At 35.2% G+C, this 11,668-nt stretch carries 15 protein-coding genes and 1 pseudogene; 15 read left to right on the top strand and 1 reads right to left on the bottom strand.

Annotated elements, in window-relative coordinates; translation table 11 throughout:
- The 11 genes and pseudogenes from U473_RS08885 to U473_RS08835 form a co-directional block, all read left to right on the top strand.
- Positions 1-224, top strand: a 224-nt coding sequence (locus U473_RS08885; protein WP_235589091.1) for a hypothetical protein, incomplete at its 5' end; no start/stop codon positions are given.
- A 477-nt stretch (positions 225-701) separates the two neighbouring features.
- The gene (locus U473_RS08880; protein WP_068725460.1) at positions 702-983 is read left to right on the top strand and encodes a hypothetical protein; all 282 of its coding nucleotides are present in this window, start codon (positions 702-704) and stop codon (positions 981-983) included.
- An 83-nt stretch (positions 984-1,066) separates the two neighbouring features.
- Positions 1,067-2,284, top strand: a complete 1,218-nt coding sequence (istA, locus tag U473_RS08875; protein WP_068725458.1) for an IS21 family transposase — start codon at positions 1,067-1,069, stop codon at positions 2,282-2,284.
- A 274-nt stretch (positions 2,285-2,558) separates the two neighbouring features.
- Positions 2,559-3,017 carry an ATP-binding protein gene (locus U473_RS08870; protein ID WP_068725456.1) on the top strand — a complete coding sequence of 153 codons (459 nt, stop codon included), beginning with the start codon at positions 2,559-2,561 and terminating at the stop codon, positions 3,015-3,017.
- Positions 2,989-3,321, top strand: a complete 333-nt coding sequence (locus U473_RS08865) for an NUDIX hydrolase (RefSeq protein ID WP_201024171.1) — start codon at positions 2,989-2,991, stop codon at positions 3,319-3,321. The genes U473_RS08870 and U473_RS08865 overlap by 29 nt, the downstream gene beginning before the upstream one ends.
- 96 nt (positions 3,322-3,417) lie before the next feature.
- Positions 3,418-4,155 carry a class I SAM-dependent DNA methyltransferase gene (locus U473_RS08860; RefSeq protein ID WP_068725454.1) on the top strand — a complete coding sequence of 246 codons (738 nt, stop codon included), beginning with the start codon at positions 3,418-3,420 and terminating at the stop codon, positions 4,153-4,155.
- Between the two features lie 169 nt (positions 4,156-4,324).
- Positions 4,325-4,693, top strand: coding sequence for a BlaI/MecI/CopY family transcriptional regulator (locus tag U473_RS08855; RefSeq protein ID WP_068725451.1), 369 nt, complete (start codon positions 4,325-4,327; stop codon positions 4,691-4,693).
- Positions 4,690-5,550: pseudogene (locus U473_RS15245) on the top strand (M56 family metallopeptidase); the annotation flags it as partial. The gene U473_RS08855 and the pseudogene U473_RS15245, both read left to right, overlap by 4 nt.
- 177 nt (positions 5,551-5,727) lie before the next feature.
- Positions 5,728-6,735 carry a DUF4825 domain-containing protein gene (locus U473_RS15240; RefSeq protein ID WP_321164181.1) on the top strand — a complete coding sequence of 336 codons (1,008 nt, stop codon included), beginning with the start codon at positions 5,728-5,730 and terminating at the stop codon, positions 6,733-6,735.
- 271 nt (positions 6,736-7,006) lie between these two features.
- Positions 7,007-7,189: a hypothetical protein gene (locus U473_RS08840; RefSeq protein WP_068725444.1), complete on the top strand. Its 183-nt coding sequence runs from the start codon at positions 7,007-7,009 to the stop codon at positions 7,187-7,189.
- Positions 7,174-7,479 carry a type II toxin-antitoxin system RelE/ParE family toxin gene (locus U473_RS08835; protein WP_068725442.1) on the top strand — a complete coding sequence of 102 codons (306 nt, stop codon included), beginning with the start codon at positions 7,174-7,176 and terminating at the stop codon, positions 7,477-7,479. Before U473_RS08840 ends, U473_RS08835 begins: the two co-directional genes overlap by 16 nt.
- Positions 7,480-8,328: 849 nt before the next feature.
- Here U473_RS08835 and U473_RS08825 read toward each other — a convergent pair.
- Entirely contained in the window at positions 8,329-8,628 is a 300-nt protein-coding gene (locus U473_RS08825) for a thioredoxin family protein (protein WP_082732456.1), read from the bottom strand.
- A gap of 249 nt (positions 8,629-8,877) precedes the next feature.
- Here U473_RS08825 and U473_RS08820 point away from each other — a divergent pair, with 249 nt between their 5' ends.
- From U473_RS08820 to U473_RS15690, 4 genes are all read left to right on the top strand, one after another.
- Positions 8,878-9,711 carry a GTP pyrophosphokinase gene (locus U473_RS08820; RefSeq protein ID WP_082732455.1) on the top strand — a complete coding sequence of 278 codons (834 nt, stop codon included), beginning with the start codon at positions 8,878-8,880 and terminating at the stop codon, positions 9,709-9,711.
- A complete protein-coding gene (gene pepV, locus U473_RS08815; RefSeq protein WP_068725436.1) occupies positions 9,701-11,110 on the top strand; it encodes a dipeptidase PepV in 1,410 nt (469 codons plus the stop codon). The genes U473_RS08820 and pepV overlap by 11 nt, the downstream gene beginning before the upstream one ends.
- Positions 11,111-11,197: 87 nt before the next feature.
- Positions 11,198-11,407, top strand: a complete 210-nt coding sequence (locus U473_RS08810) for a YneF family protein (protein ID WP_068725434.1) — start codon at positions 11,198-11,200, stop codon at positions 11,405-11,407.
- 75 nt (positions 11,408-11,482) lie between these two features.
- Positions 11,483-11,668: IS3 family transposase (locus tag U473_RS15690; RefSeq protein WP_407701950.1), on the top strand; the 186-nt coding region annotated here is incomplete at its 3' end.

The raw sequence follows: 11,668 nt of genomic DNA, 5'->3' as shown, positions 1-11,668 counted from the left end.
TTCTTAGGGGAGGTAAAATCGTGAAAAAACACCTTGGTTTTATTACTATTCTTCTTCTATTGTTATTGACTTCCTGTTCACCAAAACTTTCAAATAAAGAACCAGGAGATGCTGCTTGGTTAATCATGAGATCTATTCAGGAACCGTTTAAGTATACCGAGTTTGAAAAATATTTTAATGAAGGATTGCCTTCTGAAGAAAAAAACAGATTTATGAAAAATTAAAAGATTACACTAAGGGCATCAAATCGTTTAGAAGTAGAACGATTGTAGTAATAGAACCTATTATGGAAAATAACCAAGCCGAATATAATCAAAAAAAATCGAAATGGTTGTAGTAAAAACTGACGAGGGATATAAAGTTCAAACAATCAATCTGAAATAAATGTGACAGAAATCTTTATTAGATTTTGTCTTTTAATTGGATTTCTTGCTTGTTCTAAACGGGATTTTAATTTTGATCCCGTTTGACAATTTGGCTTAAATGATTGGATTAAACAAACTAATGAAAAAGAAACTCAAAATCAATCGAATAATCAAGAGGAAATTCAACAAAGTCAGAACGATTTGGAACAGACACAGACAACAACATCGGAAAAAATCATAGACATATAAAATGAGCCAGGGCTAACGTGGATAAAAGTCAATCGTAATTTAGAGGAACTTAAAAAACTTTAAAAAGAGGTAGATGAAGGACTTAAAGTGGGGAATCTTGATCCCGAGAATGTTGCGTATGAATTCATTGTTTATGAATTAAAGATGGATAAACCTTATGAGCTGAATAAAATAGAGAAATATAGAAAGGATGAAGAAGTATATATTATCGTTAAAACAAAGGATAAAATCATTCATTTATTTATGGATAGACCTATAAAAAAAGAACCTTATGGAATATGGTCGGTTTATAAATATGTCATTTGTTTATGGCAAAATAAAAGTACAGAGAATGGCAGCCTAAAAATACATAAGCAAGCTGCTAAATAAAAAGCCTTGCCAGTCATCCCAAAATCTATTAACCTCTTTCATGGAAACACAGCTAATATTTTCATGAGGGGGAAACAGAAAGGATGCTAGCAATGGCTCAACAAAATTATATCAAACACTTGAGGGAACGAGAAGACTTAGCAATTAATAGTATTGCTAAACAAATGAATATTAATTGGAGAACAGCTAAGAAATATGCAGATAAAGATGATTGGAACTTAGATTTGAAAGAAAGAAAAAAACGTTATCCAATCTTAGGAGACTATATAGAGATTATTGACACATGGTTAGAGGAGGACTTGAGAAAACCTAAAAAACAAAGACATACACAAATCCGAGTTTATCAGCGTTTAGTTGATGAATATGGCTTTACAGGAGGAATACGTACCGTTACTGCATACGTTGCAAAGAAAAAGAAAGAGTTAACTAAAACTACAGATAAATTTATAGATCTTCAACATCCTGGTGGTGAAGCTCAGGTCGATTATGGTACAGCAGAGGTAAATCATAACCAAAAACTCATTCAAATAAAATACTTAGCCATGTCTTTCCCATACAGTAATGCCGCGTATATTTGGTTATTACCTAGTGAAAACATAGAAAGCTTTCTAACTGGATTACAGCAATTAATGCAGCTTGTTGGGGGAGTTCCAAGGAAAATATGGTTTGACAATCTCTCTGCAGCCGTCGTGAAAATAGAGAATTACAGAGATCGCAAAACAACAGAAAAGTTTACACAGTTTGCAATGCACTATGGATTTCAATATGAATTTTGCAATGCTGGAAAGGGGCATGAAAAGGGAAACGTAGAAAACAAAGTGGGATATACACGTCGAAACTGGATGGTTCCTCTTCCTACCCTTACAACCTGGGAAGACATTAACGAACAGATGAAGGAGAAAGCTGAAAAATACTTACAAGAGATTCATTATGAGAAAAAGCAACCTATTCATGTCTTATTTGAAGAAGAAAAAGCCAAGCTTCTATACCTTCCGAATAAACCCTTTGATGTCTACCGCTTAGAATCTTCTGTGTTAGATAAATACGGTAGAGTAGAATTTGAAGGAGAGAAATATCCAGTGGCTAGAGGACGTTCAAATGAGTCTGTGCTATTAAAGATTCACTGGGATTATGTTGAGGTGATGGATCAACATTATAAAATTTTAGGAGAATTTATGCGTCCTTACTCGTTTAAGGAGCATGAGATTGATTGGAAAGCTGAATTATACATAAGAAACCAAAAGCAGCTACTTATGCTTGGATTTATTCACAGTTACCTCCAACGGTACAAATCTATGTGAATATCTCCGACCTTAACAAAAGAAAGTCACGGATTGGATGGCTAATTAAATAGATAGATGGGGGTTATAGCGTCAATCAAATCTCACAAGCGATTGAGAGAACATCAGTATACCAGCAAGATCAAGAAGGAGTTTTATATCACACCTTGTATCAAATTACACACCCTGTTTCCACCATGGAAAGTATAGAGGAGGATTATACACCGAACATATTTAAAAATTATGACCCAGACCTGGATGTATATGACCAACTGTCGAAAGAGGGTGTAACCCCATGAGCCATCAATTGATACAACAGTGCTGTAAACAGTTAAGATTAGGGCATATTCCAAAGGTGTATTCAAAGTTGAATTATGAATCTAAGGAAGAATATTTGTTAACATTATTACAGTCGGAGATTCAAGCACGAGCATCAGCAAAGATTAACAGATTAATTAAAAAGGCAGGATTCAGCCAACAGAAGACATTCGAGGATTATGAACTAGGCTCAGCAGCAACAACGTTTAATGATTCTTTATCATTTGAAGAATTAAAAGACTTGGTATTTATGGAACGTAATGAGAACATCATGATGCTTGGAAGTGTGGGAACTGGAAAAACCCATTTAGCCATCGCTACTGGTATAGAAGCCTGTAAGAATGGGAAAAATGTACGATTTTTTCGAGTCTCTGATCTCGTATCCATTCTACTAGTGAAACATCAAAATGGATCATTCAAGTATAGAAGCAGCTGAGAGAGAAACGTTTGAGGAAATAGGTTATAGAATTGATTTGTCAAATGAGCGACCATTTTTTGCTATAAATTTTGAAGAAGGTTTTGATGATTATTATCTAGTTGAACGAGAAATAGATATTGAATCATTGACACTGCAATATGAAGAAGTTCAAAAGGTTAAATGGGCAAGCAAGGATGTTATATTACAATTAGTAAGAGAGGGCAATTTTATAGATTACTGGTTTACTGAACTTTTATTTGAAATGAGAAAACAACGAGGCGCAATTCGTAAACAGGATTTTAAGAAAACGAAAAATGATTAATAATTTATTGAAAACACGGTCAGACAACGAAAGAAATAACCGGGCTTTGTGAATTTACGGGATTTTATCGGAAATATATTGAAGAGGTGAATAACCTTGTATGAGAAAATAGCTAAATTTTATGATCGTCTCGGTTGGAGTCAGTTTCCTCTTAAATTGTGGGATCAAATGGAAAATTATTTTAAACAGGAAAATTTCCATCCATCTAATCACCTTGATATTGCTTGTGGTACAGGAGTACTATCTATCAAAGCTGTTACAGAAGGTCTTCTCTCAGAAGGACTTGATTTTTCAATAGATATGCTAGAATTTGCAAGAGAAAACGCAAAATCGAAAAACGTAGATATAAATTTCTATCATGAGGATATGAGGAATTTTAATTTGAATAAGAAATACGATCTTATTACCTGTACTTATGATGCAATAAACCACCTTCTTACAATAGATGAATGGAAACAAACTTTTACCCAAGTTAAAAATCATTTAAATAATAATGGAATGTTCATATTTGATTGTAATACACAGAAAGCTTTAAAGGAACGTTGGAATAGTATTCAGATTAATAAAGACAGTAAAGGAAATTATATGATCCAAAAAGCTATTCATTATGAAGATAAAGGAATCTCTACTGCTTCATTTACGGTATTTTTTAAAGAAGAAAATGGGCTATTTGATAGTTTTGAAGACACATTTACAGAAATTGCTTTTTCATCAACTGAAGTAATCAATCTTCTTAGAGAAGTTGGCTTTGAAGAAATCAGTATAACAGATACTAATTTTAACAGAATCGACCATCCAGATGAGGAATACAGAAACGTATATATTTGTAAGTAACTGATATATATTTCCGCAAAATATTCCCATGTCCGTATAGCCGGTGAGTGTGTACACCTGGTAAATATCAAAATGGATGTCATGTTCCCTGTTCTATTGACAAAGTTTGTCTATTTCAATAGATTAATATTGTCTACTGGAATAGACAAACGAAGGGGGCATTGAAAATATGGAACAATATAAGCTGTTTGACGCAGAGTTTAAGTTTATGTGTATTGTATGGGATGAAGAACCACTAACGACCCGAAGGCTTATAGAACTGTGTCAGGAAAAATTGGGTTGGAAAAGAACCACAACCTACACCGTACTCCGCAAATTGAGTGACCGTGGAATACTTAAGAATGAGAATTTCATCGTTTCTTCTATTATTAAGCGTGAGCAGGTTCAAAAATATGAAAGCGAGGTTGTCGTTGAAAAATCATTTGGCGGCTCGCTACCTAAATTTATCGCGGCATTTCTAAATGATAAAACCCTTTCTGATGATGAAGCCGAGGAGATGAAACGGCTGATAGATCTCCATAAGGAGGGTCAAAAATGAGCTTTTTGGAAGATGTCTTTATTTCCACACTTAATATGAGCATTACGGCAAGCTATGTGGCTATTGCCGTGATGATCGCCCGTTTGCTGCTGAAAAAGGCTCCAAAAGTGTTTTCCTATGCCCTCTGGAGTGTTGTGTTATTTCGGCTGATTTTCCCTTTCAGTTTTTCCTCGTCGTTTAGCCTTTTAGGACTCATCCAGCCCGTACAAACCGATGCTTCTTCAACGCAGTACATCATGCAGGATATCGGCAAGATGGAGGTACCTACAGTAAATACGGGGGTTGACAGCGTGAATGCAGCTATAAACGCCTCGTTGCCGACTGCGATCCCTGTAGCAAGCGTAAACCCGATGCAAGTTTGGATTACTCTTGGGACACTAATTTGGCTTATAGGTATAGCCGTTTTACTCATATCTGCCATGACCTCTTACCTACGTCTGAAAAAGCAAATCAGTATGGTTACATTTGTTACGAGTAATATTTAAGAAACGGATCTAATTCGCAGTCCTTTTGTCTTCGGAATGGTGAAACCAAAAATTTATCTGCCACTAAGCCTTACAGAGCAGGAGCGAGGATATATCCTGTGCCATGAGCAAACCCATATTAAACGGCTTGATTATCTGACCAAGCCAATTGCTTATCTCGCGCTTGTAATCCATTGGTTTAATCCTCTTATGTGGCTGAGCTTCTCCCTTATGACCAAGGATATGGAAATGTCCTGTGATGAACGGGTTATGCAAATAAGGGGCAGCGAGAATATCGCTGGCTACAGCGACTCTCTACTTGCCTTAGCAACATTTAAGAAAACACCTTCACCAAGCCCATTTGCTTTTGGAGAAGGCAATATCATAGCAAGAATAAAAAACATCTTAAATTATAAAAAGCCAGCATTTTGGGTTATTGCTACTTCAACTATTGCAGTAATAATCTTAGCGGTTGTTCTGATTTCAAATCCTATTAAAGGATTTAGTATTTATGAGCATCCTGAAACTCAATCTCTTTTTTTAGGCCAAAACAGTCTGAGAGTACCGGCAATGGTGCGTATTGTTGATGAGATCAGTGGTGACGAATATATTCTGACCGATACAAATGAAATAGCTAAGGTAACGGAAATTGTGGAGGAGATGCGCATACCAAAAAAGGAATTAAGCAAAGCTTGCGGTGGATCCAACAGCCGTTATTCGATTTCATATTATGATGATATAAATAACAGCATTTCGGAGTACCGTTACATCATTCATGTCGCTCCGGTTTGGATTGATAACAACGTAAAACCAAGTTTTAGCTTTGATCTTATTAACCAGAAGGATATCTTAAAACGACTCGAAGAGGTATTTGCCAGTAAGAACGGCACGGCTATGTATAACATTAATTCTTTACTGGAAAATAAAATGCAATATATTGGCGACAATGCAAAGGTTGTAGCCCTTATTGATGCTCTGCCCTTGCCGAAAGGAGTGAAACGTGATTCGATTGAACTGTTCACATCTAAAGCTCCCTATGGCGTGCAGATCAATTACAGTTTGGAGGATGATTCTGTCCAAATAAGCGAGGAACAGTTCTTAAGAAACTCTATTCTACTTCTTGGTTTGATCAACAATGCTGAGGAAATCACTCATATGGGCTCTTGGAATAATAAATTACTTTCCTCAACTCCTTTTAAATTCACCTATACCCGTGCTGACGCTGAGAGGATTGTCGGTGGTGATGTACGGCAGTTTGCTGAGAATCAGGAAAGTCTTGCTGAACTTATCGAAATCATTCAAATGTTAAAGAATGACTATAAACGTGACGAACAGGCCGTGCAAACCCTAGTGAAAGGATTCGGGAAAAAGCTGCAAATGGTTTCCCTCACGGCTCCCAATGATTTGGTTGCTGCAAGCATCGCAGAAAACTACAGTGATTATGTAACGCCGGAACTGATGCAAAAATGGCAGGCTGATCCGCAAAGTGCACCTGGTAGAGAGGTTTCTAGCCATTGGCCTGACCGGATTGAGATATTGCGGATGGAAAGAGGCGATACAAACCACTATATCGTGTAAGGTCAATGACCGTTGGCTGATCAGCGACCTGACTATGGGCGAATAAGATGCCTAACGCTAAAGTTGAAGTATTTAAAAATGCATGAAACCAAGTAGGTTGTTGCGTTAGCCTGTCAAGTGTGACAAGGCATTAGCAATTCCCTGTAAGCTCAGAGGTGTCGGGGATACGAGAACGTTATGTGAAAGGTCGGAGAACGTTCTTTTTCTAAAGCAGTTTCACTTGATAAAAAATGTGATATAATTTATTTAAAATTTCAAGGAGATGTTTTATATGTTAAAAGATGAAGTGAAGAAAATAATTGATAATCTTCCTGATAATGCTTCATTAGAGGATATACAGTATACTCTATATGTACAAATGAAAATTAAAGAAGGTTTAGATGATTTAGATAAAGGGAATATAATATCTCATGACGAAGTAGAAAAGCGTTTAGAAAAATGGTTAAAACAATAGTATGGTCCGAATCTGCTGCTCGTGATTTAGAAAAAATTATTGCTTATCTGTATGAAGATTCACCAGCTTTTGCTCATTCTTTTTACTATACCACAATAGATAAGGCTAGAAGTTTAGGTGAATTTCCAAAAAGAGGACGTATTGTACCAGAATTAAGAGATCCTACTATAAGAGAAGTTTTTATATTTAGGTATAGATTAATTTATAAAATTCTAGAAGATAAAGTAGTCATTTTAACATTTATACATGGTGCAAGGGAACTAAATCATCTTGTAATTGACCCACAATAAATAAACTAATTGTGGGTTTTTTTATTATTGAGGGAGAAATTTGTGAGTAGAACAACGATACATTCCTTTAACTAACCGAGTCAGTCGTTGCATTAGCCTTCCAAGTCTGGTAAGGCATTAGCAAATCCTTGTAAGCTCAAGGGAGTTGGGGATACCCAGGACGTTATCTGAAAGAGTCTACATAAGCAGTTCATTGAAGATTTATCAATATATGGAGGTGTTTGCTTTGAAGTTATTTCATTATCATCATTGGACACCAATCAGAAACTTTCTTTCAAAATTGAATTACAAAGAAATTTTAATGTAGTAGATCAATTAAGTGATTTTAGAATTAGAGAAATGAAAATCAACACTCCAAATATTAATATAATTGAAGAGTTATGTCATGTATTAGGTGGGAATTATAAAGAAAATAAAATTATTTCAAATACATGGGTAATTGAATTCGTGAAAAGTGAGATGGATCAATTAAATGAAGTTGTTTTTAACTTCCCTCCCGTTTGACAATTTGGCTTAAATGATTGGATTAAACAAACTAATGAAAAAGAAACTCAAAATCAATCGAATAATCAAGAGGAAATTTAACAAAGTCAGAACGATTTGGAACAGACACAGACAACAACATCGGAAAAAATCATAGACATATAAAATGAGCCAGGGCTAACGTGGACAATAGTACATCGTGATTTATAAAAACAAAAGTTAAGATGGAGGAAATTTTTCAACACTTTATGCGTTCTACAAATTATATTTATTTGGTTTCTTGGTAGGAATATTGATTGAATGGAGAGATTTTGTTCAGAAAAAAGCATGTCGTAGCTCTGTCACGTACATGCTTTTTCTTTGATATTATTCTTTATCTTTCTTTTCTTCATCATTATTTTCTTCAGCTTCAGCAAACAATGTACTCCAAATATCTTCGTAGTTTTCTTCTTTTTTCACATAATTTTTTAACGTATAGTAAAGATCATCAGGTGATCTCATTCCGAATAAGGTTTGAACGACTTCACCATCAACAAATAATTTAAAGGATGGAGCCGCTGAAACCTGATATTTTTCTACAATATTTGGCGAAAAGTTCACATTGCACTTAAAAGCAGGGAACTCAGGCAATTGAGGTAAAACTTCTTCTAGAAATCGCTCCGCGATTTCACACTTTCCTCAGAAAGGGGTAGAAAACAAAACAAGCACAAAACCCTCTTTTTTATCTATTTCTTGCATAATTTCTTTTTCATTTGTTTCTATCATGTATAATCCTCACCTTCACATCAAAGATCTTCCTATGAAATCATACATAAGGTATGAAAAAAATGCAATCTTTACTCTTTGAATATCGTACTTGTTTTTATAAAGGATAATCAAGGTAAATGTAGAAAAAGATATATATGAGGTTTTATAATGGAGGAAATTTCAGTGAATGAAGAACAATGGAGTCATTTTTTTATTCCTTATGAGCAAGCAGTTGGCGAATTAGTGGTTAAATTTATCCATTTAAAAAAAGAATATCGAAAAAGGAAAATACATTCACCTATCGAGTTTGTTTTCGGACGAGTAAAAACGGTAAACAGTATCTTAAGTAAAGCAAAGATCCTTAATATGCCGGTTGATCAAGAAATTTCAGAACATATTAGGGATATCGCTGGAATACGGATTATCTCTCAATTTGTCGATGATATTGATACAGTTGTACAAATGATTGAACAACGTAGTGATATGAGAATTGTTGAAAAGAAGGATTACATTCGATATCCTAAAAAAAGCGGATACCGAAGCTATCATGTTATCGTAGCCTATGAAGTGATTACAATCAATGGACCAATCGAGGTCTATGTTGAATTTCAATTAAGAACGATGGCAATGAACTTCTGGGCTACTATCGAACATTCCCTCAGTTATAAATATGATGGGAAGATACCTGAACATATCCAATTGAGGTTGACACAAGCAGCGGTGGCTTCTGCAAAGTTGGATAGTGAAATGTTTGAAATTCGTGGTGAAATTATTCAAGCTCAGCTTTATTTTAACTTATATCGCGAAATCCAAAATTTAACTCAAATGATATATTTGCTAGGAGCTATTTCTGAGAACCAAGACCTGATTGAAAAAGCAAATCAATATATGAATGAGACTGAAAATATAGACAAATTAGAAGATATCCGTAACCAACTTGCGAAAGTAGTTGAAGATGCAAACAAAATCGGTTTGATAGTGAGGGATGGAAATGATGATTGATTGGTTAAAAGAAGTGGAACTTAGAAAAGAAGATCTGATAAGAGACACCCAGGAATTTTTAAAGATCAAAAGTGTATTAAATGAAAAAGAGAAAAATGAAAATGCTCCTTTTGGAAAAGGAATTAAAGAGGCATTAGAATATGCGTTAGATACATGTGAAGCTTCAGGAATGAATGTCAAAAATCTTGATGGTTATGCTGGCCACGCAGAAATTGGCCAAGGGAATGAAATCATTGGGATTCTTTGTCATGTTGATGTGGTTCCTGAAGGGGATGGTTGGACTACTCCTCCATATGCTGCAGAAGTAAGAGATGGTAAAATTTTCGCAAGGGGTGCTATTGATGACAAAGGGCCAACAATGGCCACTATTTACGCTGCAAAAATTGTAAAAGACCTTAACTTAAACTTAAATAAAAGAGTTAGAATTATTTTTGGAACAGACGAAGAATCGCATTGGCGAGGAGTTCATTATTATTTTGAACGAGAAGAAATGCCTGCAATGGGGTTTGCTCCCGATGCAGATTTTCCGATCATTATTGCTGAAAAAGGAATTGCTGATATTACCTTAGAAGCTAAACATCAAGAAAGAGTGACAAGCCAAAAGGCATTTGTTCAATCTTTTGTATCAGGCAAACGACCTAATATGGTTCCAGATCTGGCAAACGTTGTGATTCATGGAATGGCAGAGCAACTTGAACAAATTCAATCTTCCTTTGAACAGTTTTTAAAGGAATATCCCCATCATGGAGATGTATCGTTGAATGGTGAGAATTTAATCATTACATTAGCTGGAGTTTCTGCCCATGGCATGGAACCAGATAAAGGGGTAAACGCAGGATTAGAACTGATTCATTTTCTAATGAGAGTCGAGCAATGGCTTCATATTGATCCTTGGATGAAGTGGGCAGATCAGGTTTTATATCGAGATTATGACGGGCAAAAACTAGGGATTAACTATGAAGATGAAATAACAGGTGCCTTAACCGTAAACTCTGGTATTTTAAAAATGGAAAAGGATAAAGCTACGATTACTTTAAATGTTCGTTATCCTGTAACGACTCTATACGAACAAATGATTCGTAAAATAGAAGGGAATGGTATACTATGGGGAATTACCATTACCAATATCGACAATTCTAAACCGCACCATGTAGACAAAAATCATTCTTTGGTCAAGACATTGCAAAAAGTATACAAGGAACAGATAGGGGAGGAAGCCACGCTTCTTTCTATCGGAGGCGGTACTTATGCTAGAGCATTACAAGTTGGTGTAGCATTTGGTCCCTTATTTCCCGGGAAAGTGGAAACAGCTCACCAAAAGGATGAATATATCGAAATAGAGGATTTATTGAAAGCAACAGCGATTTATGCGCAAGCGATCTATGAATTGGCGAAATAATAGAGATGGATAAAATCAGCCACTATTCAACAGTACTATTTTCCGTTAAGATAGTAGAGAGATTATTATAATAAAGGAGAAATAATAATGGATATCGTTATCCCTATTCTTACATTTATTGCAGGTGGCGTAGCAGGATTTGCTGGTGGAGTATATTATTTACGTAAACAGATGACAAATATGTCAATGGATAATAAGCAAATTCAACAAATGGCTAGACAAATGGGTGTAAATTTGAACCAAAAACAATTAAATCAAATGAATAAGATGATGCAAAGTATGAATAAAAAGAAATAGTGAACGATAGAAATAAGAAAAGGACTGATCATTTTTTGATATGATCCCTCTATAGTAGACAGAAAAAAGAAAGGGTTGTACTGTTTACTTAGGAGGGATTTTTTATGGGGAAAAGGAAATTGTTTGGATAACGAGAACATTGAGAATTTCTTTAGTCATCTAAAAACGGAGTGCCTTTACCTTTATAAATTTAAGATTCTTGAGAAATGGCGGAAGCTGTTAAGTGATTATATAAAATTTTATAACGAGGAACGAATTCAA

This window comes from Tepidibacillus decaturensis, from assembly GCF_001561915.1.
GTDB lineage: Bacteria > Bacillota > Bacilli > Tepidibacillales > Tepidibacillaceae > Tepidibacillus_B > Tepidibacillus_B infernus.
The sequence above is the reverse complement of the archived record's forward strand: the minus strand, read 5'-3'. Positions and strand labels throughout refer to the sequence as shown.

What these genes read in the sequence shown, in the direction of transcription:
- istA (WP_068725458.1), top strand. Translation starts at nt 1,067, where the DNA reads ATGCTAGCAATGGCTCAACAAAATTATATCAAACACTTGAGGGAACGA.
- U473_RS08870 (WP_068725456.1), top strand. Translation starts at nt 2,559, where the DNA reads ATGAGCCATCAATTGATACAACAGTGCTGTAAACAGTTAAGATTAGGG.
- U473_RS08865 (WP_201024171.1), top strand. Translation starts at nt 2,989, where the DNA reads ATGGATCATTCAAGTATAGAAGCAGCTGAGAGAGAAACGTTTGAGGAA.
- U473_RS08855 (WP_068725451.1), top strand. Translation starts at nt 4,325, where the DNA reads ATGGAACAATATAAGCTGTTTGACGCAGAGTTTAAGTTTATGTGTATT.
- U473_RS15240 (WP_321164181.1), top strand. Translation starts at nt 5,728, where the DNA reads ATGGTGCGTATTGTTGATGAGATCAGTGGTGACGAATATATTCTGACC.
- U473_RS08840 (WP_068725444.1), top strand. Translation starts at nt 7,007, where the DNA reads ATGTTAAAAGATGAAGTGAAGAAAATAATTGATAATCTTCCTGATAAT.
- U473_RS08835 (WP_068725442.1), top strand. Translation starts at nt 7,174, where the DNA reads ATGGTTAAAACAATAGTATGGTCCGAATCTGCTGCTCGTGATTTAGAA.
- U473_RS08820 (WP_082732455.1), top strand. Translation starts at nt 8,878, where the DNA reads ATGGAGGAAATTTCAGTGAATGAAGAACAATGGAGTCATTTTTTTATT.
- pepV (WP_068725436.1), top strand. Translation starts at nt 9,701, where the DNA reads ATGATGATTGATTGGTTAAAAGAAGTGGAACTTAGAAAAGAAGATCTG.
- U473_RS08810 (WP_068725434.1), top strand. Translation starts at nt 11,198, where the DNA reads ATGGATATCGTTATCCCTATTCTTACATTTATTGCAGGTGGCGTAGCA.